Annotated in this window: 22 protein-coding genes; 7 read left to right on the forward strand and 15 right to left on the reverse strand. The window is 37.8% G+C overall.

From position 1 onward, the window contains the following. Positions 1–140 precede the first annotated feature (140 nt). Positions 141–2,372, forward strand: a complete 2,232-nt coding sequence (locus tag ACOMC3_RS16790; protein WP_420317042.1) for a SulP family inorganic anion transporter — start codon at positions 141–143, stop codon at positions 2,370–2,372. Between the two features lie 157 nt (positions 2,373–2,529). Continuing rightward, a complete protein-coding gene (locus ACOMC3_RS16795) occupies positions 2,530–3,273 on the forward strand; it encodes a DUF547 domain-containing protein (RefSeq protein ID WP_420317043.1) in 744 nt (247 codons plus the stop codon). A gap of 64 nt (positions 3,274–3,337) precedes the next feature. Here the strand turns inward: ACOMC3_RS16795 and ACOMC3_RS16800 are convergent, their stop codons facing one another. Further along, on the reverse strand, positions 3,338–4,648 hold the full coding sequence (locus tag ACOMC3_RS16800; protein WP_420317044.1) for a UDP-glucose dehydrogenase family protein: 1,311 nt from the start codon (positions 4,646–4,648) through the stop codon (positions 3,338–3,340). Positions 4,649–4,772: 124 nt separating this feature from the next. Between ACOMC3_RS16800 and ACOMC3_RS16805 the strand changes: the two genes are divergently transcribed. The 4 genes from ACOMC3_RS16805 to hpf all read left to right on the forward strand — a co-directional run bounded on the left by ACOMC3_RS16805 (position 4,773) and on the right by hpf (position 7,460). After that, positions 4,773–5,936: an acyl-CoA dehydrogenase family protein gene (locus ACOMC3_RS16805; RefSeq protein ID WP_420317045.1), complete on the forward strand. Its 1,164-nt coding sequence runs from the start codon at positions 4,773–4,775 to the stop codon at positions 5,934–5,936. Between the two features lie 52 nt (positions 5,937–5,988). Beyond that, on the forward strand, positions 5,989–6,183 hold the full coding sequence (gene rpsU / locus ACOMC3_RS16810; RefSeq protein WP_420317046.1) for a 30S ribosomal protein S21: 195 nt from the start codon (positions 5,989–5,991) through the stop codon (positions 6,181–6,183). Positions 6,184–6,258: 75 nt separating this feature from the next. Continuing rightward, complete coding sequence (xerA, locus tag ACOMC3_RS16815; protein WP_420317047.1) at positions 6,259–7,134, forward strand: site-specific tyrosine recombinase/integron integrase; 876 nt, start codon at positions 6,259–6,261, stop codon at positions 7,132–7,134. Between the two features lie 26 nt (positions 7,135–7,160). Continuing rightward, on the forward strand, positions 7,161–7,460 hold the full coding sequence (hpf, locus tag ACOMC3_RS16820) for a ribosome hibernation-promoting factor, HPF/YfiA family (RefSeq protein ID WP_420317048.1): 300 nt from the start codon (positions 7,161–7,163) through the stop codon (positions 7,458–7,460). Positions 7,461–7,537: 77 nt separating this feature from the next. On the opposite strand, the gene ACOMC3_RS16825 is transcribed toward hpf, so the two are convergent. The 6 genes from ACOMC3_RS16825 to fumC form a co-directional block, all read right to left on the reverse strand. After that, complete coding sequence (locus ACOMC3_RS16825; RefSeq protein WP_420317049.1) at positions 7,538–8,161, reverse strand: thioredoxin family protein; 624 nt, start codon at positions 8,159–8,161, stop codon at positions 7,538–7,540. A gap of 16 nt (positions 8,162–8,177) precedes the next feature. After that, positions 8,178–8,645, reverse strand: a complete 468-nt coding sequence (locus ACOMC3_RS16830) for a TlpA family protein disulfide reductase (RefSeq protein WP_420317050.1) — start codon at positions 8,643–8,645, stop codon at positions 8,178–8,180. A 396-nt stretch (positions 8,646–9,041) separates the two neighbouring features. Beyond that, positions 9,042–10,796, reverse strand: a complete 1,755-nt coding sequence (locus ACOMC3_RS16835; RefSeq protein ID WP_420317051.1) for a chloride channel protein — start codon at positions 10,794–10,796, stop codon at positions 9,042–9,044. A gap of 89 nt (positions 10,797–10,885) precedes the next feature. After that, entirely contained in the window at positions 10,886–11,677 is a 792-nt protein-coding gene (gene map / locus ACOMC3_RS16840; protein ID WP_420317052.1) for a type I methionyl aminopeptidase, read from the reverse strand. 85 nt (positions 11,678–11,762) lie between these two features. Continuing rightward, the gene (locus ACOMC3_RS16845) at positions 11,763–12,383 is read right to left on the reverse strand and encodes an Ezrin/radixin/moesin family protein (protein ID WP_420317053.1); all 621 of its coding nucleotides are present in this window, start codon (positions 12,381–12,383) and stop codon (positions 11,763–11,765) included. Positions 12,384–12,459: 76 nt separating this feature from the next. Beyond that, the gene (fumC, locus tag ACOMC3_RS16850; RefSeq protein WP_420317054.1) at positions 12,460–13,863 is read right to left on the reverse strand and encodes a class II fumarate hydratase; all 1,404 of its coding nucleotides are present in this window, start codon (positions 13,861–13,863) and stop codon (positions 12,460–12,462) included. Positions 13,864–13,988: 125 nt separating this feature from the next. On the opposite strand from fumC, the gene ACOMC3_RS16855 reads away from it, so the two are divergent. Further along, positions 13,989–14,633, forward strand: a complete 645-nt coding sequence (locus ACOMC3_RS16855; protein ID WP_420317055.1) for a response regulator transcription factor — start codon at positions 13,989–13,991, stop codon at positions 14,631–14,633. 15 nt (positions 14,634–14,648) lie between these two features. On the opposite strand, the gene ACOMC3_RS16860 is transcribed toward ACOMC3_RS16855, so the two are convergent. The 8 genes from ACOMC3_RS16860 to ACOMC3_RS16895 form a co-directional block, all read right to left on the reverse strand. After that, positions 14,649–16,553, reverse strand: a complete 1,905-nt coding sequence (locus ACOMC3_RS16860) for an IGHMBP2 family helicase (protein WP_420317056.1) — start codon at positions 16,551–16,553, stop codon at positions 14,649–14,651. Positions 16,554–16,634: 81 nt separating this feature from the next. Then, positions 16,635–17,474 (reverse strand): tetratricopeptide repeat protein, encoded by an 840-nt coding sequence (locus tag ACOMC3_RS16865; RefSeq protein ID WP_420317057.1) that lies wholly within the window; start codon positions 17,472–17,474, stop codon positions 16,635–16,637. Further along, positions 17,449–18,570 carry a hypothetical protein gene (locus tag ACOMC3_RS16870; protein ID WP_420317058.1) on the reverse strand — a complete coding sequence of 374 codons (1,122 nt, stop codon included), beginning with the start codon at positions 18,568–18,570 and terminating at the stop codon, positions 17,449–17,451. Before ACOMC3_RS16870 ends, ACOMC3_RS16865 begins: the two co-directional genes overlap by 26 nt. Positions 18,571–18,679: 109 nt before the next feature. Then, positions 18,680–19,006 carry a DoxX family protein gene (locus tag ACOMC3_RS16875; protein ID WP_420317059.1) on the reverse strand — a complete coding sequence of 109 codons (327 nt, stop codon included), beginning with the start codon at positions 19,004–19,006 and terminating at the stop codon, positions 18,680–18,682. 37 nt (positions 19,007–19,043) lie between these two features. After that, a complete protein-coding gene (locus ACOMC3_RS16880; RefSeq protein ID WP_420317060.1) occupies positions 19,044–19,574 on the reverse strand; it encodes a hypothetical protein in 531 nt (176 codons plus the stop codon). Positions 19,575–19,609: 35 nt separating this feature from the next. Beyond that, complete coding sequence (locus ACOMC3_RS16885) at positions 19,610–20,164, reverse strand: RNA polymerase sigma factor (RefSeq protein WP_420317061.1); 555 nt, start codon at positions 20,162–20,164, stop codon at positions 19,610–19,612. Next, positions 20,164–22,104, reverse strand: coding sequence for a formylglycine-generating enzyme family protein (locus tag ACOMC3_RS16890; protein WP_420317062.1), 1,941 nt, complete (start codon positions 22,102–22,104; stop codon positions 20,164–20,166). The genes ACOMC3_RS16885 and ACOMC3_RS16890 overlap by 1 nt, the downstream gene beginning before the upstream one ends. A 256-nt stretch (positions 22,105–22,360) precedes the next feature. After that, positions 22,361–23,287 (reverse strand): DUF4249 family protein, encoded by a 927-nt coding sequence (locus tag ACOMC3_RS16895; protein ID WP_420317063.1) that lies wholly within the window; start codon positions 23,285–23,287, stop codon positions 22,361–22,363. Between the last annotated feature and the right edge of the window lie 2 nt (positions 23,288–23,289).

Below are 23,289 nucleotides of genomic sequence, written 5' to 3' on the forward strand. Positions count from 1 at the left end.
ATCAATATCCATTCATAGGTCTAAGACCGTTTCATTCTACTGATTTTTTAATTGTTCTTCACGCTCTTTCCTAATTATTACGAATATTCACTACTTTCATGATCAGGATACTGTTTTACAAATCGTCTTAAGTTGAGTAAATGGAAGCTGTACCCAAAAGAGGTATTCAAGGATTAATTGAAAATTGGCAGAGTGATTTAATCGCAGCTGTTAGTGTGGCACTGATTGCATTACCCCTTTCATTGGGTATTGCTTTGGCCGCAGGAGCGCCTGCCATGGCAGGTATCATTTCAGCGGTGGTTGGTGGTTTGGTGACAACCTTTTATCGGGGTGGCCATGTGTCAGTAAACGGACCAGCAAAGGGAGTCATTGGTGTTATTCTATTAGGTATAGCATTGATGGACGATGGATCAGGCCAGGCCTTTAATTATATATTGGCGGCAGTGGTAGTTTCAGGTGCCTTGCAAGCTGTGTTGGGATTATTGAAATTGGGCCGATTAGCGGAGATCTTCCATTCTTCTGTCATTCATGGCATTTTGGCAGCAATTGGGATTATCATATTTGCAAAACAGATTCACGTGGCAATGGGCACACAATCTGATAGCCCGAGTATTATACAAAACCTCATCGATGCGGTTGTACTCTTACCTCAAGCCAATCCTTTTGTATTGATTATTTCGTTGGTGGGCTTACTTCTCTTATTGTTTCATTCCAAAATTAGTAACCGATTTTTTCATTTTTTGCCTGCTCCAATGTGGGTCATAGCCCTCTCCATTCCATTTGCATATGCCTTCAATTTCTTTGAGGAGCAAAACCTTTCATTATTTGGAAAAACGTATGAGGTCGGACCTCATCTTTTATTGGACATTCCTGATTCTATTGCGGATTCAATCATGCATCCGAATTTCGCCAAAATTGATACGCTTGAATTCTGGACAACCGTTTTTTCTATTTTGATTATCACAAGTATTGAATCCTTGGCCATCGCAAAAGCAGTCGACAAAATTGACCCTTACAAGCGAAAAACGGATTTGAATAAAGATTTAACAGGAATTGGATTGAGTACAGTGGCAGCTGGTTTAATTGGAGGTTTGCCAATCATTGCTGTGATTATTCGAAGTACTGTCAATATCCATAATGGTGCGAAAACAAAGTGGTCTAATTTGTATCAAGGACTGTTGTTGCTAATCTTTATTGTCGTATTGAGTCCAATAATGACTCAAGTACCATTATGTGCTTTTGCTATTTTACTCGTTTATACCGGATTTAAACTAGCATCACCTGCAGTCTTCAAACAAGCTTATGATCAAGGAACAGAGCAATTAATCTTCTTCGTTGGAACGATGATTTTGACACTGTATACTAATTTATTAATTGGGTTGCTTGGTGGATTATTATTGGCATTGATTTCCCACATGTTACTGGCGAGAATGTCCATTCCTGAATTTTTTAATATGATTTATCGTTCACGCACAAAATTGATAAAGCGACCAGATGGAGGTTTCGATTTAAAAATTAGAGGCATTGGGAATTTTTTAGGAATCTTAAAGATCGACAAATTGGTAGCTCAAATTCCTTCCGGGGCAGACGTCAATATTGATTTATCAGAAACCAGATTAGTGGGCATGACTTATATGGACTATCTGGTGGAATTCTTAAAGATGCAAAGGGATACTGGAGGTAAAGTCTTCATTACAGGATTGGATTCGCATGTTTCATCATCTTCATATAATAGAGCTTTGAAAATTAGCCTAACCAGTTCTGCAAAATTATCGCACAGACAAAAACGGTTACGAAATTTAGCGACTAGGAACGATTATCAATACACAAGTCAAGTAGATTGGAATACCACCTATTTAAAGGAATTCCACTTTTTTGAAATTAGACCGATAGAAAGAAAGTCCAATTCCCTCAAAGGAGTATATAAAGAACTGAATGTGTCTTGGGAAATTACCGATGTAACTTTCAATGAGGGCCAGGCTTTTACAGCTGAGACATTCAACGCAACGCTTATGGTCTTAAAATTAAATAATCAAATACCCATTTTCACCTTAGAAAAAGAAGGAGTATTTGAAAGAATATTTGACCGTGTAATGGCTTTCACAGGGTATAAAGACATTGATTTTGAGATATATCCTGATTTTTCTAAGAAATTCCTTCTTATGGGGAACAGTGAATCTGAGATTCGGTCATTTTTTACAGATGAAATGATTCGCTTTTTTGAAAACCATCATATTTATCATTTAGAAAGCAATGGTGAAGCACTTCTCATTTTTAATAAAATTAAACTGGCTCGGACCGATGAAACGCTTGAGTTTATAGAGTATGGCAAAGAGTTGGCTACTCTCTTGGATGCAAAAAAATCCCAATAATCATCTCAATTGCCAACTCTTTTTTCGTGTGATTAAATCCAAATAATTGTCTTTTGGCGTACATCTTGTAGTGGTATTATCAGCTAATTTGCATTAACGCGAATCAAAGCAGCCAAGAGTACGTTTTTGATCTTAATCAATTGGATAATTAATCGATATGCTTAGAATCATAGTTTTTTTTCTGTCTGTAATTTTTGGGCAGAGTTTACATGCTCAAGACAATGTTTCACATGCTTCATTTGATGATTTGCTTCAAAAGTATGTTGATGAAGAAGGAATGGTGGATTATAAAGGGCTTAAAAAAGATAGACCAAAGTTCAAATCATATTTAGATATGCTTGAGTCCAATCCTCCACAGAAAAGCTGGACCAGAGATCAAAAGTTGGCTTACTGGATAAATGCTTACAATGCATTTACATTGGAGCTTATTTTAGAACATTACCCAGTGAGTAGCATAAAAGATATTGGAGCTACTATAAAAATTCCTTTTGTTAATACACCATGGGATATAAAATTTATCAACATTGGTGATGAGGAATATGATTTGAATAACATTGAGCATGGAATAATCAGAAAAGAATTTGATGAGCCTAGAATCCATTTTGCGCTTGTATGTGCAGCAGTTTCCTGCCCAAAACTTCAGAATAGGGCATTCTTACCAGAAAAATTGGATGAGCAATTAACAAAGGCCGCCAAAGAGTTTTTGGAGACACCATCTAAGAATCAAATCAAAAACTCAAATCAAGCAACCCTTTCAAAGATTTTCAATTGGTATGGTGGTGATTTTAACAATAATGGAACGCTCATAGAATATATCAATCAATATGCTCCGACTAAGCTGAATAAGGGTGCTAATATTGATTGGAAAGACTACAATTGGGCATTAAATGAGCAGAAATAAATCCAAAAAAAATGCCCAATCGCTATGCTAGGATTGGGCATTTTTAAAATTTTAAGATGTATTTCTATTTTACGATTCTTCTACCAATACTGTGGTATTCAAAACCAAGCTCTTTCATTTGACTTAGATCATACAGATTTCGACCATCAAATATCACTTGATTTTTAAGTGTACTTTTAATCTTTTCAAACTCAGGAGTTCTGAAAATCGGCCATTCGGTCATGATGATTAAAGCATCGGCATCATCAATTGCATCATATTGATCATTAGCGAAGTAAATATCATCACCAAAAATATTTTTTACATTATCCATTGCTTCAGGATCGTAAGCCTTAACCTTTGCTCCTAAACTCAAAAGAGTTTTAATATTTTCTAAAGCTGGAGCCTCTCTAATATCATCCGTGTATGGTTTGAATGCTAATCCCCACACTGCGATTGTTTTTCCGGAAAGATCACCTCCGAAGTATTTTTTCAGCGGATCAATTAATTTTTGCTTTTGATTTTGATTCACAGACATTACAGAATTCAAGATCTTGAAATCATAATCAACCTCGGTTGATGATTTTGCTAATGCTTGCACATCTTTCGGAAAGCAGCTTCCTCCATATCCGATTCCTGCAAATAAAAATCTGTTTCCAATTCTAGTATCTGTACCAATTCCTTTCCTCACTTTGTCAACATCCGCTCCCATGAGTTCACACAGATTTGCGATCTCATTCATGAATGTGATTTTAGTTGCCAGGAATGAGTTTGCAGCATATTTTGTTAACTCAGCAGATCTTACATCCATGAAGATGATTGGATTTCCTTGCCTTACGAATGGAGCATATAATTGCTCCATTAACTTGATGGATTTTTCAGATTCTGCTCCGATTACCACCCTGTCCGGTTTCATAAAGTCATCAACTGCGACACCTTCTCTCAAAAATTCAGGATTGGAAACCACCTCAAAGTCTACTTTAGCGCCTTCCTGAACTTTTGCTGTTACTTTTTCTGCCGTTCCAACAGGAACAGTACTTTTATCAACGATAACAGTAAAGTCTTCAAGCATTGGCCCTAAGTCCTCTGCCACTCTTAGTACATATTGAAGATCGGCAGAGCCATCTTCTCCAGGAGGAGTTGGAAGAGCCAGAAAAATTATTTTAGCACCTTTTATTCCCTCCTCAAGGCTGGTTGTGAACTCAAGTCTGCCTTGTCTTATATTTCTTTCAAATAGCGTTTCTAATCCAGGCTCATAAATAGTGATCTGCTTGTTGTTAAGTTTATCAACTTTTGCCTTATCTATATCTATACATGTTACATGGTTACCGGTTTCAGCGAAACATGTTCCTGTAACCAATCCAACATATCCAGTACCTACTACAGCAATTTTCATATTTTTTTATTTCGTAACGGGCCGCAAAAGTAATAAGGGAATAATTACGTACAATTAACATATCCTATTTTTAGACGAACAAGATGTGTAATTTTGCGTTCCCAGATAAAGCAACGTTTTAAATATGTCTACAGCAGCATTACAATCACCCAAAGAGATAGAAGAGAATAAAGAAATGATCGCACAAATGGTGCGAGATTTCTGTGCGAAAGAAATTGAACCTCACAAAATGAAATGGGACGAATCTCAGGAATTTCCAAAACAAACGTTCCACCATATGGGTGAACTGGGTTTATTGGGTGTTTTGGTTCCTCAAGAATATGGTGGAGCAGGATTTAGCTACCATGAATATGTGACAGCAATTATCGAACTCTCTAAGGTCGATGGTTCAATCGGATTATCGATGGCAGCTCACAATTCTTTATGTACCGGCCATATTCTTCAGCACGGTAGTGAAGAGCAGAAGAAAAAATACCTGCCAAAGCTAGCAACCGGTGAATGGATCGGAGCATGGGGTCTCACAGAACCAAATACTGGTTCTGATGCGGGAAATATGAAAACAGTTGCTGAAAAAGAAGGAGATGAATGGGTGATTAATGGAGCTAAAAATTTCATCACGCATGGGAATTCCGGTGAAGTTGCTGTGGTAATCGCTAGAACAGGTGAGCCAGGACATTCGAGAAATGCAAGTGCATTTATTGTAGAACGAACCAATCCAGGTTTCAAACAAGGGAGAAAAGAGAACAAGCTTGGAATGCGTGCTTCAGAAACATCTGAAATGATTTTTGAAGACTGTAGAATCCCAACAGAAAATCTAATTGGTGAAGTAGGTGATGGGTTTGTGCAGGCGTTGAAGGTGCTTGACGGTGGCAGAATTTCGATCGCAGCGCTGAGTTGTGGGATTGCAGAAGGAGCTTTGGAAGCTGCGATAGCTTATTCTCAAGAAAGGGAGCAATTCGGTAAGTCAATATCCAAATTTCAGGGAATTTCATTCAAATTAGCTGACATGGCTGTGAAAGTTGAAGCCGCTAAACTGCTTACATATCAGGCTGCTGAACTAAAAAATCAAGGAAAGAATGTAAATAGAGAGTCAGCAATGGCCAAACTGTATGCATCTGAAATTTCTGTTGAGGTAGCAAATGATGGAGTTCAAATTTTTGGGGGATACGGATATACAAAAGACTATCCTGCTGAAAAATACTATCGAGATGCAAAATTATGCACTATCGGAGAAGGTACTTCTGAAATACAAAAGGTAGTAATTTCTCGAACCTTAATGAACCAATAATTGTAATGCTATAAAATAGCTACTATATTTGCGGCCCATTAAAAATTCTGAAATGTTAATAATCAACGTTAAAGAGAACGAGTCAATAGACAGAGCGCTAAAAAGATTCAAGAAGAAATTCGAGAAGACTGGAGTACTTCGAGAGCTAAGATCAAGAACTCACTTCAAAAAGCCTTCAGTGGCAAGAAGAGAGGAGTTCATTAAAGCTAAGTATATCCAGCAAATAAGAGACGAGGAAAATAAATAATACTTTCTTCTTCTTCTTCACCCAAGATTTTAATAAGTTAGTATACATCCCGAGTCTTCGGGATGTATACTGCTTATGGTCGAAACCTTCCTTAAATATCTTTCCTTTGAAAAACGTTATAGCCATCACACCATTGAGGCTTACAGGAAAGATCTTCAGCAGTTTGTCGAATACTTAAACACTGATTTCGAAATTTCTGATATATGTGATGTAACACATACTCATATCAGAGGTTGGGTCGTTTCGTTAATGGATTCGGGTCTTTCACCTAAATCTGTAAACAGAAAAATTGCCACACTGAAATCCTTTTATAAATTCTTGATGGCAAGGGAATATTTGGATATAAATCCTGCTTCCCAAATCAAGCCTTTAAAAACCAAGAAAGATCTCCCTGTTTTTGTTAAAGAAGATGAGATTATCAACCTTCTTGATCAAGTTGAGTTTTCAGATGATTTCTCCGGAGTACGAGATAAATTGATCTTAGAACTCTTATATTCTACGGGTATCCGATTGGCCGAACTGCAAGGTTTAAAAGAAGCTGATGTTAATTTTTATGAAAATACCATAAGAGTATTAGGAAAAAGGAATAAAGAACGCATCATCCCTGTAGGGAATTCGTTAATACAATTGATAGGTAACTATCAAAATCTAAAGAAAGAACAGGGAATGACAGGGGATAAATTATTAGCGACAAATACAGGAGCAGCATTATACCCAATGTACATTTATCGCAAGGTCAAATCATACCTTAATGCGGTAACTACTTTAAGCAAAAGGAGTCCGCATGTCATGCGACACACTTTTGCGACTCACTTATTAAACAAAGGGGCCGATCTGAATGCAGTTAAAGATTTGCTGGGTCACACCAGCCTAGCTGCTACTCAGGTTTATACCCATAATTCAATAGAGAAGCTTAAGGCGGCCTTTGATCAGGCTCATCCTAAAGCTTAATGTATAACCTTTTAAACGTGACAGATATGAAGTTACAGATGCATTCCATTCATTTCGACGCAGACGGTAAGCTGCTCGATTTTATTCAGAAGAAAGTTGATAAGTTGGAGACTTTTTATGACCGTATAATAGATGGGGAGGTCTTTCTTAGAGTTGAGAATGATGATTCCAAAGAGAATAAAATAGTAGAGATAAAACTGAATGGGCCTAAAAACCAGTTCTTTTCTAAAGAAAAGTCTCGCTCATTTGAAGCAGGCACTGATGCAGCTGTAGAAGCCTTGAGAAGGCAACTTAAAAAACACAAAGAAAAAGTAATTGCACATTAGTCATTAAAAATTTCTATAGCATTAAAAAGCCCCATTTCCAGTAGTAAATGGGGCTTCTTTTTTGACCTTATATTTCTTTAACTCTTCCACTTAATTGTGCACCCAATTGCCCTCTTTTGAGTAACGCTCGGCTTGCTACCTGATAAAACAGCATTGATTGCGTCCTCTACATAGGTTTCAGAAACATCAGAAGGATCATTAGGGCTATTATCTATTGCTCCAATAAATTCAACCTTGTATTTTCCCTCAGCCTCCTTGTTAAGCACATAGACATGCGGTGTTTTAGTAGCCCCGAAAGCTTTCGTCACCTCCTGACTATCATCCCTTACATAAGGAAAAGTGTAGCCTTTATTGTTGGCTCTTTTCTTCATTTCATCCATAGAATCTCCTGGCTGCTGCGTAATATCGTTTGGATTAATTGCAATAACAGGAAATCCCTTGTCAGCATATTTTTTATCCAATTCTAAAATACGAGATTCATATGCTTTTGCATAGGGGCATGTATTGCATGTAAAAACTACAATAAAACCTTTGGCGTCAGTATAATCGGCCATAGATATCATTTTGCCATCTACATTTGGCAATTTGAAATCTTTCGCATAATCACCAACTCCATAACCTGCAAGAGGTTTTGAGGCATTCATAAATAATACAGCGACTACAGCCAGCATGCCTACAATTAGGATGAATGTTCTTTTCATGGTTTTAGACATTTACTTAATTCAAATATTTTTTTACTGCTTTTTCTAATTCTTCCTTAGTAAACGCACTTTCATGGAAATACGTTTTACCTAAATCTGTCACAAACAACGTTGCAGGTATAGCGCCAGACCATTCATTGCTTACCTTTCCCATGTAGCTATCCGGATCTTTCTCATCCAAAAAAAGTACCTCAGTTTTCAAATTTTTCTTAGCAACAAATTTTTTAACCCTATCAAGTTCGCTTTGGAAATCTATACTTACCAAGTATACTTTCACATTTTCACTGTTATCTAATTCTTCAAAGTGAGGTAATTCTTTGATACATGGAGCACACCATGTAGCCCAAAAATTAAAAACTGTCAAGGGTGCTTCGGTATAAAGTATCTTTTTTTGGAGATCCGCAAATTTAACTACCTCTACCTCTTGTGCAGATAAATGCACTGAAAGTATAATGAACAGTGCAAAGAATATCTTTTTCATCATATCAAATACGAAAATAGCTTAAACAAGTTTTTCATAAAAATCTTCAAATCTCTAATTTGTACAAAACCAAGATTACCAAATTCTACATAATAGAAAAACAGGCTTCAAAATAATTCTACACTTATCTTGATCGATTTACCGTGAGGGAACAATTGTGAGATTCAAAGTTTGATAAGCATAATATAACTCAGCAATGAAATCTTCAAAATATTGCCTCCAAATATTATCATCGTTATTTATCCACAAATGAGTCAAGTTATCCACATTTTTGATGGGTCGTGAATTAATGACTTGATTATCAGTCATTTAAAATAAATATCCACTTATTTGATTTTGTTGATAACTCGAACAATCTGTATTTAATGCGCTGAATACCAGAGGTTTATCAAATGATAATTATTCTGCAGTTTGGCGGATGAGCTTTTTTCTATATGCATTAAAAATCCGGGACTTAGAAATAAAGCCAATATATTTCCCATTGTCAATAACTGGTAAATTCCATGCCTGTGTCACCTCGAACTTATTCATTACTGATTGCATTTTTTCTTGAGTAGATACACTAGCAGGTGGTTTTTGCATTATGGTCTTTATTAGCACATTTTGCCTTGATACATCGTCAAACATCATTTCTCTAATGTCATCAAGCGTGACAATACCTTGGAGGGATTTGTTTTCATCTACAACCGGGAAAATATTTCGCTTACTTTTCATAACAAGCTTTACCAGATCATCCAGTGTTGCCTCTGGCCTGATCGTTAATAAATCTTTTTCGATGATTTTCTTTAAGTCAATTAGACTCAGCACAATTTGATCTTTATCGTATTGAATGAGATCTCCAGTTTCAATGAGTCTTTTGGTGTAAATACTATGCTTCTCAAAATAGGAGATGGTACTGAATGAAATTGCAGATACTAACATCAATGGAACGAAAAGCATATAACCACTTGTGATTTCGGCAATAAGAAATATAGCTGTTAATGGTGCATGCAATACACCACTCATTACCCCACACATTCCAACTAAGGTAAAGTTGCTCGTACTTAGAGAGGTGCCCAAAATTGAATTTGATGTAGAGCTAAAAATAAATCCGGATAGGCCTCCCATAAATAATGAAGGGGCGAAGATTCCCCCGCTTCCTCCCGCTCCGATAGTCAAAGCAGTAGCTATTGGTTTGACAAGCAGGATAAGGAATAAAAATATGATTAAAGAAGCTTTATTCTCTGATAATTGATAAAAGAAGCTATGATAAAACACTTCAGCAGATTGACCTTGAAGTAAGCTCTTAATGGTATCATATCCTTCACCATAGATTGGGGGAAAAGTAAGGATGATTAGGGCTAGAGAAATTCCACCTACCACCGCACGCCCAAAATCATTTTTCAGTTTCTTAATTCTCCCTTCAAAAAAGTACATGATACGTGTGAAATAGAGTGATATCATTCCGCATACAGCACCAAACAATAGATAGTACGCAGTTTCGCTAGCTATGAAAATGTCCGTTAGCTTAAACGTGAATAGAATGTCCTCTCCTAATAGCACAAGTGCCACCAGTTGGCCACAAACCGAAGCAATTAAAAGTGGAATGAACTTGTTGATTTTCACTTCAACCAGAATTACTTCCATTGCAAAAATCACCCCAGTCACAGGAGAATTAAAAATGGCAGAGATAGCTCCTGCGGCACCACAACCCAACAAAATCGTTCTGTTTTTGTATCCAAAATGAAAAAGCCTGGCGAGGTTAGAACCTATTGCAGAGCCAGTTACTACTATGGGCGCCTCAAGACCAACTGAGCCACCAAAACCTACAGTTATAGCGCTGGTTACCATTCGTGAATACATCCTGGTTCGCCGTAAAATGCTAGAGTTCTTAGAAATGGAATAGAGAATCTGCGTGATGCCGTGTCCTAGATTTTCCTTGAATAGATATTTAGAGACAATTACTGTCAACACAATACCAATTAAGGGATACCCAAGGTAGAAGTAGTTAAAGCTAAAAAGGTCAAGGTTTAGTTCGAGGTAATGAATGATCAGATGAACTGCACTTTTAAGAATCACAGCTGCCAGACCTGAAAATATACCAATGAGCCCGGCAGTTATTAACAGGAAGTTATTATCTCCGATGTGTCGAATCCTCCACACCAGAAATTTCATAAGTAATGAACTGAATGTACTTTTCCCCTGATTTGCCATTTTACAAGATCTGGCAAAGGTATGACTTAGATTGAGTCAATGAAAAAGGGTTAAACAATTACCGCGTTTTTCTTTTCCAGTGCCTCCTCGACAAATTTAAAAGTTGATAAAACCTCAGGCTTACCATCCACTACAGCTACATCATGCTCAAAATGTGCAGATGGTTTTTTATCAGCTGTAATAATGGTCCAACCGTCGTTCAATTGGATTACCCTTCGAGTACCCATATTGATCATTGGCTCAATGGCCACAACCAATCCTTCCTGGATTTTACTACCTCTTCCTCTCTTACCAAAGTTTGGAACTTCTGGTGTTTCATGCATCTTCTTCCCTAATCCATGGCCAACCAACTCCCTAACCACTCCGTATCCATGATTTTCTGCATGCTGTTGAATCGCAAAACTCAAATCACCTATTCTGTTTCCAGTTACCAGCTGTTCTATACCAAGATCAAGACATTCTTTCGTTACGCGAAGAAGTTGCTTTACATCGTCAGTAATTTCACCAACAGCAAATGTATACGCGTGATCTCCGTAATATTCATTTTTTAATACCCCTATATCTACTCCAACAATATCGCCTTCTTCCAACGGTCTTTCAGTAGGAATTCCATGAACTACTTGTTCGTTTACTGATGTGATAATCGAATTTGGATAATCATATAATCCTAGAAAAGCTGGAACTCCTCCATGATCTCTGATGAATTCATCAGCAATTTTATCTAGTTGAAGCGGTGTTACTCCTGGCTCAATTTTTTCAGCCATTAAGCCCAACGTCTTGGAGACCAGAAGAGCACTCTCCCGCATTATTTCTATTTCTTCCCGTGTCTTGTACTTTATCATCAGTTTGCAAAAATACTAACAAAAAACCCTGGCTACTCAAATGAGAAACCAGGGTCATATTTAATTGTTTTTTATTTCCTGTTTGTTATGACTTTTTAGTCACCCCTTCCAATACATCTTTGATAGGAACTCGAACTCCATCTTTATAAGATACAACCCATGCGTCTTTCACTCCCATTGCCCTTAGATGCTTCTTGAAATTGTCAGCTTCCCAATAATCTCGGAAAACACCTATTGTGAATTTCTGAAGTCCATCTGCATTTTCCGCTCCAAAATTTGGAGAATTATTCGCATATTTAGATAAATCTTCTTTCTTTCCATAAGCTCCAAGCTGGACTTTAAACACAATTCCTTTGCTTTCCTCGATATTACCTCCAGTATTGTTGCTTGCAACATTTTCTGCTGGTTGCTTGCTTTGTAACCTGGACAATTCTTCTCTTAAATCCCCAATTTGTGATTGATACGTAAGAATTTGTTCATCCTTCTCAGCAAGTCTATCATCGATATTTCCAAGTTCAGTTTTCAAACTGGTCACTTGTCCTTTTAACGATTTATTTTCGTCAAGCAACTGCTTGTACTGTTCCGGCTCTAATTTCTTAATTCTTTTCTTCCACTCTTTTTGCTCCTTTTTGTCCATTTGAGCACTTGCTTCAAATGCAAAAACACAACAGAGGGCCAATGCGATAAGTGATATAAATTTTTTCATCTTCCTGTGAAATTGGTTTTTTCTGCAATCATTAATGTTACTAAAGTACAAAAATCTCTTGATAATGGATAAAGAATCAGCTTTTTAGGGAGCCAATCATATCTTCAGGCTTAACCCATTCCGTGAACTGTTCATCCGTAACAAGTCCCAAATCGATGGCGGCTTTTCTAAGCGTGGTTCCTTCTTTGTGGGCCTTTTTGGCAATTTTAGCTGCATTTTCATATCCGATATGCGTGTTTAAGGCAGTCACCAACATGAGGGAATTCTCCAGTTTTTCCTTAATTACCTCATGATTTGGCTCTATTCCAATCGCACAATTATCATTGAATGATTCACATGCATCACCTATTAATCTAGCCGAATTCAACAAATTGAAGACCATCATTGGCTTGAATACATTCAATTCAAAGTGACCGGTAGCACCTCCAGTTGATACTGCTACATCATTTCCAATCACCTGAGCACATACCATTGTCAGCGCCTCACATTGAGTGGGGTTCACCTTTCCAGGCATGATTGAAGACCCTGGCTCATTTTCTGGAATCAGAATCTCACCAATCCCACTTCTTGGCCCAGAACATAACATTCGTATGTCATTCCCAATTTTCATCAGGCTAACTGCTAATTGCTTGAGTGCTCCATGCGTTTCTACAATCGCATCATGAGCAGCAAGTGCCTCAAATTTGTTTTCTGCGGTTCGCATAGGCATTCCTGAGTGCTTGGCAATTTTCTCGGCTACCAATTCTGCATAACCTTCTGGTGTATTCAAACCAGTACCAACTGCTGTGCCTCCTAAAGCAAGCTCTGATAAGTGATCCAATGTATTATGAAGCGCTTTTAAGCTATGATCAAGTTGCGAAACATATCCTGAAAACTCCTGCCCCAAACTCAATGGTGTAGCATCCATAAAGTGTGTTCGTCCAATTTTGACCACATCCATGAAAGATTCCGCTTTTTTGTGAAGCGTATCTCGAAGCTTTTTCACTTTGGGGATGGTGTTCTCAACCACCATTTTATAACTCGCAATGTGCATTGCAGTAGGAAAGGTGTCGTTTGAGCTCTGGCTTTTGTTTACATCGTCATTGGGATGGATCACTTTTTTATCATCTGCCAACGAGCCTCCATTTAAGACATGGGCACGATTGGCAATAACCTCATTTGAATTCATATTGGATTGTGTGCCAGAACCAGTTTGCCAAACGACTAATGGAAATTGATCGTCTAGCTTTCCTTCCAAAATTTCATCACAAACTTTACCGATAAGATCTGCTTTTTCTTGTGAGAGAACACCTAATTCATGATTTGTTTCAGCTGCTGATTTCTTTAAAATGGCAAATGCTCTAATTATTTCCATTGGCATTTGATTTTTCTCTCCACCAATTTTAAAGTTGTCTCTTGATCGTTGGGTTTGTGCTCCCCAATATTTGTCAGCAGGCACTTTCACCTCGCCCATAGTATCGTGTTCTATTCGGTATTCCATGATTCAAATTTTTGTTACTACAAATCTAACAATGGATCACGCTTTTGGATTTCAATAAGTAAGGTTTTTGTGTAATCGAATTTCCAGACATACTTTTGTTTAGAATTATTCTAAATAAGGCGCTATTGATAACATCCGTTCTACTTGCAGATTTTCAGTACTTAACCAGGCAAGGCATTGCCTCGCTGATTAAAGCTATGCCTGGCTTTGATTTAGTTAAAATGATTGAATCTCCGAATCAATTGATAGAACATGTTAAGTCAGTCAATCCTCAGCTAGTAGTAATAGATATTTCAGATAAGGATAAAGAACTTATCCCTTCATTGAGAATGCTGAAAGAGGAGACAGAATGCAGTTTTCTGGTGATCTCCAATAGCCAAACCAAAGAATCCATCCGACAACTTCTGGCAATGGGGATTAAAGGAATCCTTACTAAAAATTGCAGTGAAGAAGAAATTATCAACGGATTGAGGGCGGTATCTCAAGGCAACCGATTTTTTTGTAATAATATTTTAGAATTAGTGGTCGATCGGCCAGATGAGGTAGATAACTGTGAGCCTACGAATTTGACGCCTCGAGAATTTGAAGTTTTAGAGTTAATCACCCAAGGGTTAACAACTGCTCAAATTGCCGATCATCTCCATTTGAGCATTCATACAATTAACTCGCACAGAAAAAATACACTTAAAAAACTGGGGTTGAATTCACCCACTGAGCTTGTCGTATATGCACTTGAAACTGGATTAGTGAAGAAATCTACACTGGTATAGAGGTCAGAATCTGCTTTAGGTGTATTCCATCAATTCCGGATATTCATAAACAGAAGCGTAATGACCATTGATCTGTATGTATTCAATGAGTTTGGAGTAAAAATTATCAATACCTAAGGTGGATGAGTCACCAATAATCACCAGTCTGTGACGAGCACGCGTTATTGCAACATTTAGTCTTCGATATTCTTTTAGAAACCCTATTACACCCTCGTTATTCGATCTTACCAACGATATATATATAACATCTCTTTCCTGTCCCTGGAATGCATCTACACTATTGATGTCTATCATTTCTCTATGGTGTGCAAGTTTTTCTGATTGATTTAATAAATGTGTCAATACCTCCACTTGTGCTTTGTAAGGAGCTATAACACCTACAGATAAACCTTCTAATTTTTCTTTTTCCAATAGTCGAATCAATACCTCAGCTTCTTGCTCATTATAAGTACTCAAGGTTTCTTGTTTAATCTTTTCTGCATAGCCCGCTCCTGCGGTATCAATCATACTCACCACATGGTCGAAGTGTTTAGGTCGCAGAAGAATACTCTGATCAGCCTTTAACTTGCCTTTATAAAACTGTTCACTTGAGAATCCCATAATTTTTGGATTCATTCGGTACTGAACCTCAAGCATGGTAACACTACTTGCTTGAGCCTCAAGGCCCTTAGCAAATAGAGTATCCTCAAGCCCTTCTTTTGCTGCTTCAAAGGATTTTATAGTGGGTGGTAATTGATAATGATCTCCAGACATAATGACGCGCTGTGCGCGTGTTATCGGTATCCAGGCAGCTGCTTCCAATGCTTGTGAGGATTCATCAACAAAAACAGTTTTAAACAATCGATCGCTGATAAGCGAATGACTACTTCCGGTTAACGTACATGCGATTACTTCAGCTTTGTCTGCTAAACTTTCGGAAATATAATTTTCCAGGTGCCTCGATTCACTTTTAAGAGCTTTGGCTTCTTTGTAAAGCATATCACGTTGCTTCTTTTCTTCTCTTCCAAATGAGCGCTTGTATTTTCCTGCAAGATTTCTATACTCTTCTGACTGCTTCCTCATCTCCCTGAGTCGATTAAAATCAGGGTGTTTACTGATGCGAACATCCAGGCTGTTTTCCACTACTTCTGGTGTCAATCGAGCGGGATGCCCGAGCCTAAGAACATTCAATCCTTCACTGATCAGCCGTTCTACCAAAAGGTCCACTGCAGCATTGCTAGGTGCACATACCAGTACTTGCCTTTCTTCTCTTGTTATTTCTTTGATACATTTTACCAGTGTAGTGGTTTTGCCTGTACCTGGTGGACCATGCACGAAAGCGACATCATGGGCATGAATAATTTTTTCAAACGCTTTGTTTTGTACATCATTCAACGATGGAATCTTGTAACTATGTCCTTTTTCAAAGTTTGCTTGCTTCAAGCCATAAAAAATATTCCGTAGCTCAGCTAGCCGATCGTTTTTAGCATGGCTCACTTGGTGCAAGGCTTTATTCATCTCTCGATAAGTCCCGTCATCGAAAAGAAGATTTATTCCAAGCTTGGCTTCCTTTACCCAATCCGGAAGAAATGATTGGTTCAGAACAATTCGCATGGTATCCTCTTTTAAGTAACTTACCACACCACCGAGCGTCTTCTCCTTCTCATCTGAACCAGAGAAAATTCCTACAACAGCTCCAACTTGAAAAGCATGTTTCTGCTTTACATTTTTCTGTTTCCTTATTTCAACGGTGATTCGTTCTCCGGTACTTATGAAGTCACTAACCATTTGGATCGGATACCAGGTCACACCGTTTTTTTCACGTTCCTGGATTGAGGTGTTCATCATCCGCTCTTGATAAAGCGCATAGTCAGCATTCTTCTCTTTTTTGAGAAGTTCAATTTGATGCTGGAAAGAATCTGTGATTTCTTGTGATGTCATGAGTTAATGAAAACCCAAAATAGAAGTTTTGGATGAAGAATGATCAATCCCAGAAAAACTTCAACAAATTACTTACTACTGCTAGATCGTTGTAATCTCTTTCCTCAGCTCTTCAATGTCTTGTAAATAAATTTGTTCCAAGACCTCTACATAAGGTCTTTGGTGAAAGTATCCTTTTCTGAAATTGGTCTCCGCGGATTCCAGTTCCTTTAAAGCCAGATCAAATTGACGTCTTGCAATGTAGATTCTAGCTTTGTGATAGAAACAATCAGATAGGGTAGGATAATATTTTAAGGCACGATTAAATTCGGTCATCGCATCATCGAACTGATTAAGTTTTAATAATGAAAGACCTTTGTACAAAATGGCGTAAACGTCCACCCATGCTTCGCCTTCTTCTTCGGTAACTTTATTGATGTAACGATTGAGATAATCTAATGCTGTCTCATAATTCTCAAGGCCGTAATAGCTGATACCTCGCATGTAATCATGGCTCTGCCCCTGTGAATAATCGACCTCACCGTTTACCTCATCTCCAAGGTTAAAATCAGCAATAGCTCTATTATAATCTCGATAAAAATAGAGATATAAGTACCCCCTAAAACCTGCCCATTTTTCAGGTTTTTGTTTAACAGCCTCGTTGTAGAAATAGTACATTTCATCCAGGATACCCCGTTTAACACGTGCAGTCCCAAATTCACGCCAAAGGTCAGCGTCCGTAGAATCCATTTTAAATGCCTCTTTGAGTTGAAATTGCTCCGGAACAGATCCTTGATAATAATAAGTTCTACCACCTCGAAGCTGTGGGCTTAACTGTTTCATCTCGTCTTCTGAGAACGATTTTTTGTACCACTCCTGTTCTGAACAAGAAAGAAGACCTGCAAACAATGTCAGGCTAAGGAAGGATATCAACAATCTCACCGTTTTCAATATTAAATGTGATGTAGAAATATGCATCTCTGGATTTTTCATTTATAACAACTGGCCTCCATTCTTTTAATTTCCTGAGAATTTCAAATAGATGTTCAACGGTCTCCTGGTCAAAAGCCTTGGGCTGATAATCAAGATCATAACCATTAGTGATAAACCTCCCTGGTTTCCCTTCACAGTTCACCACAAACCTGAAGACTAATCTTCCAGATTGATCAAAAAGTTTTGACTTATCCAGATTGGAATAAATGGTGTCTAACATGGCTCGCTTAGAATAAAGATATCTACCGTCAGGAGTAGAATTATAATAGTCGGCTATTCTTCTTTCATGTCCACATAGAACAAAATCAGAATCATCACTGATTGTCTCTTCCGGATCAATCCATGCCACTCGATGCTCACCATGGTTGGCTAGCTGATTAAACTCTTCAATTGGCATTTGCTCCACTAATTCAATATGCCTAGAATAGCTGGCCCCTTTGCTCTTTAATTCCAAAAACCCCAATCCCTCTACATAATATGATTTTGAATATCCTGAATCTGCGATTGAACCAGTTTCAACTTCATGGTATTCCCATTCATTGAAAAATACTTTAGCTGGCTTATTGTTGATGATTGTATCAGCTACAGATCGCTGGTGTTCTGTATATATGTATTCTTTCTCACCAAAGGTGTATTTAATTTTATAAGGGTTTTTAAAGTCTCCTTTCCAATTGGAAATTGTTTTATTAATAAGATTCAATTCAGTGGTGTCGGTTACACTTCGTGAACTGATCGAAATTCCTTTTTCAACTATTATTGAATCCCCTTGGACTGAGTAATATTTATTTCCTTCCAGATCAAATCCAGCGTTATAACTTTCTGTCATATAATGCGAATCATCCAGCTTGATATATTTCGTATAACCCACTTGGGTGACTGGACTCCTATCTGGATTATCAGGGTAAAAATGGTAGTAATACTTGCTGACATACCCATCTTCAAATACCCTCTCAGATGGAAAATACTTGAACACTGAATGATTTAGCGATTGCTGTTCACATCCAGTAATTTGGATAATGAGCAAAGCAGTGATTAGTCTCTTCAACTTGTTTAACCTTTTGAATCGAAAAATACGAAAGCTTTGCTATACAGCAACCGATTTTAGAATCATTAACAATTCGTTAGGAGGATTTATTAAACTCTCCTTTATTAGATTATTTCTTATTCATCATTCCGTAAAGCCTTGGCAATTCTGAGTCCATGCCTCTCTCTAGTGAAATGTAAAGAAGTGTAACCATGGAAAAAACGATCCAAATAACATCATCCAGACTTGTTCCAAACACAATGCGAGTAATAGCAGCACCGAGCATCACTACTTCCAAAGTAAACGCAGCATACTTATTGGCTTTTGGAATGAGAATGCCAATACCTCCAAGGAATTCGAGCACACCAATGAAATACATAAAATACAGTCCATATCCCCACCTTTCAATAAATGCAGTGGACCAAAAACCCTTCAGCATCAAATTTCTCCCAACCATTACTTCTCTTTAGTGACTAACTGTAGAGACTTAATGTTTATTCTCCTCTAATAACAAGATCCAATACTTCTTTTTGATCCTCAAGTGATCGATTTGGCACCTCAAGCTTATCAGAGGTAGTTTCAACATCTGTTTTTGTCACATAAACCAGCTGTTGCACTTGAACGATCTTTTCTCTCCATAGTGTATCTGTCTTTACTACCCGAACTGTATCATGCACCATCACTTCAACCATCCGATCTTGAATAACCGGTACTTCTTTTGTGGGGCGATAGAAAAACACAGCAATCAACAAGATAAATGGTAATATTAGGCTGTAAGCAGGTATTCTTCTTTGAAAGATGTTAGCAATATCAAAAGTTTTTCCCTGACTAAATTCAGCCATGAGTGATTGCTTAACACGTTTGTTAACCTTAATCCTCTCTCCCTGAAGCTTATAGATTCCAACTCTAATTTCTTCATAAGCTTCCTGTGTAAGCTCCTCGCCAACTATCTCGCGTTCTTCTTTAGTAAGCTCCGAATAAGCTTTACTTTTTAGTAAGGATTCAATTTTTTTAAATTCTTTCATTTGTCTAACGTTTTTTTCGGTCGAACTCATGACATTCAATACTTCAATGAAGTTTTAATTTTTTCTCTGGTATAAAAAAGCCGTGACTTAATGGTTCCCTCTGAGATATCCAGCATTTCTGCTATGGTCTGAATGGGTAACTCCTGTTGGTACCGCAACAAAAAGATCAACTTACGCTCTTCTTCCATTTGATCAAGAAGTTCATGTACCTGATCCGTTAGTACAACCTCGTCAAGAGAAAGATCATGACTTTCTTCATATGAGGTCTCTTCTTGATACATTTCCCGGTAAGCATTCTCGAAATTCTTTTTCCGATATGCATTTTTGCACATGTTTGATGCAATTCTGAACAACCATGGTTTCAGAGGATATGCTTCATTGTACTGATCGGGTTTGTTTATAATTTTGGAAAACAAGTCATGAACAAAATCTTCTGCCATTTCTCTATCTGCCCAAAGCATTCGATAAAAGAAAGCACATAGCCTATCAGCATACCTGCTATACAGAATTGAAAAAGCCTGATTATCCCGTTTTTTAATCAGGACCATCAACTCTTCATCTGTTTTATTTATGTGTTTGGTGAAGAACATTATTCTTCAATTACTTCCATAAACAAGCGCATGCCAACACTCAAATCACGACCTTCATAAGTGTTAATGCTTGTGACCGTGCAGTCTTCCGGAAGGTGTCTCCAACTTCCTCCCATGGCTATTCCTTCCGTGTCGGTCATCTCAGCAACATTCCCAACCACGTCATACAAACTGAAGTTGTTAGAAAAATACGTACCGACCGGTGAGGTAAACGTATAGCCATCACCTTTTATCCCTGCCGCACATGTTACTTCTTCCGGGACTTTAACATTCGCAAGGTAGCAGCCTTTTTCGTTTGTTATCTGATTTCTCATACCCCACTCATAATACCACGGATAGGAAACAGTCTCTTTGCTCAAATTGTAGATGCTTTTTTCATCTGTTTCTTTACTCCATGCCTCCAGCTTATTCTCTTCTATATTCCATGAAGTGAATTGGACATAGCTAAGAGCAGCCATTGTCCACTCCTGCTGAGATGGCAATCTGAAGCGTACTTTCTGGTACTTTCTCTTTGGATGTGCATTATACTGGACTGTTAACCATTCACAATAATCTTTAGCCACTTCGAAGGAGATGTCCATCACGGGATAATCAAAATAACTTCCACCAGGTCTTTTTTTCTCTTCCATTTGAGCATTAGCAGGACTATAGTGATAACTACTCAATAGTGCCCTCGTTACCTCGTCATATTCTGAGAGGTCTACCAATCCTTTTTCATAGAGTTCCTCATATCCATTTACTCTTAGATATTCCATATAAAACCAAAATTCACGATTGCTAAGCTCAATTTCCGAGGCATATATACCTTCTTTAATGGGCTGCATGCGCTTATCAAGGGTTTTGATATCAAAATCTACCACCTTAAAAGTTTGAGGAGACTTCTTAGCATCTAAAAGAAGTTCAACTCTGGTCCTGATCTGTGATTTTTCTGCTAAGGAAAGTATCTGATCTTTGAGCTCAGTTGATCTTTCTTCATCGTTTAGCTGATCATAAAAATCTTTAAGTAACATCAATGAAACAATGTAATTTGAGGAAAGTACATTCCCTGTTGCGGTCTTGGGCTCACCATTAAAATCTATGGTGAGGTAGTCCATTAGAAACTTTTCCTCGATGTTTTTTTGAAGTGTTTCAAAGTGGTTGAAATTACTAGTGCCAACAGTTGAGGCAAGTCCTACCACATAAAGTCTATTTTCCAACTTTTGCAGGCTGGTCCGTGGCAAAGTCAATGCGTAATAAATGTTTTGTCCTTGGGCCTCACCTAGAAGCTCTTCTAAAGTCCCGCTTAGGTCATTTTCTTGAAGAACCCTTTCCAGATATTTGGGTTGATTTCTAGCTAATTCAAGATTAAGTATACTTACATCTTTGCGTATATTCATCACATCTTGAAGCACCCAGATTGGTATAGTAGTATGAAGGCCATCTGTGATAAGGAGTCCTTCGTCACTTACAGACATCAAAAGATTATAATTATAATTTAGTGTGCTCGAGTGTATCAGTCCTGCCTCAAATAGCTTTTTTGAGTAAACTGCTCGATTTTTGGCTCCAGTTAAATCTGCATATACCAACTGGTCTTCAAAACTTACTAATTGACTATCATCAATATTTAGTGCCGACTCTAATGCTTTCACTCCTTCATTATTCCATCCAACTAATCTGAATTTGGTGTAGTATTCAGTAAATGAATTTGGAAATTTTTCTAAAATTTGGTTGCGTATGCTTTGAATTATTTCAATATCCTTTCCAGCATACGAGGTAGCCAGAAAATATTGTAGCCAGGACTGCTCATCTGAAGCATCTGAAGCAATGTAGTTCTTCCATTCTTCGGCTTTTTCTGAATACCAGGCGTTGGTTTTAAGTTCTGTGATTTTAGATGGAATATCGCTAGGGCGATTTGGTTGATTGCAAACAAAGGCGATTAAAACTGTTAAAAGTATTTTCATGATTTATAAAATTAGTATTCAGAAAGCCATACACTTAAATATGGAGGAGGTTCAAATCAACCGATATTTTTTTTGAATAATATGAGCTGCAATGCTCGAGGACGTTCAATAAAAAGCCCCGGTCATTTCATGACCAGGGCATCTATCACCAACCAGCTATAAATCGTCACCACGATTTATAATGTGAATACTACTTACGTAAGGCCGTTGATGTTTGGATTTCTTTAGTCAAGAAAAAAATGATTTGAGGATCAAATCATTCTGGTACCTCTCGAATGGCATCCTCGGTAAACTTCCTTCCAAACCCTTTTACTGCAGAAACACAGAAGAATCCTACGATTTGTTCATCATCGGTAGTTTGAATATTTGATTCCACATTGGCCAAACTAGTTGCAAACAATTCACCAAAACTTCCAGGACGATCTGTCTGAATGATTACCTGATTCCAAAAGAACCAGGCTTCTGGAGTGATGGAATTGATCTCAACGTACACACTATCTTCCTCTTCTGGTCCGGTAAAGGGCGGTATAAACTCATCATCCTCATCCGTTTCAAATGGATTTATACTGTCTCTTATCGGCTGAATAAATGTCAAGCCATCAGCATTACCACCAGGTGAGAACGCACCATCAAATGATAAATTAATTTCTGTTGGTTTATTCAAGTAGGTGCCGTTCTTCCAGCTTTTGATCCAGTATGCATCTCCTTCCCCTTCAAAATCCCTGGCCCAAAACTCCGCAACATAGAAATCTTCTAATCCGAATGAACCTTCTTCAAATCTCCAGGTGATGCTATCAATCTCTGGTACACGACCCATTTTACTTATTGATCCGTATTGCTTTCCTTCGATCTGAACATCCAAGAAGTAGGTCTGACCAACCGTTCCAAATGAATCTGCCTCATCTGCTGGTAGCCAACTATATACTCCCGGCTCTTCCTCATTGAATGGATATACGGTTCCATCTGCATCCACCACCAAAACGGATGCACCGGTTACTCCCTCGGGAGCCGTTCCATCAAAATATGCATTGGTTCTTGTGATGTTAATGGTTTGCTTTTCTGCTTTCCGGTAAATCCAAGCATCAAATGCGAGAATTGGATCAGCATCTGCTAATTGTACTATGATGTCGTCTTCACACGAAAAAAGAACAAAAACTGATAGTATGTATAAAAGCTTTTTCATGA

Origin of the sequence: Ekhidna sp. (assembly GCF_965212185.1) — a bacterium.
In the GTDB taxonomy this organism is placed as follows: Bacteria; Bacteroidota; Bacteroidia; order Cytophagales; family Cyclobacteriaceae; genus Ekhidna.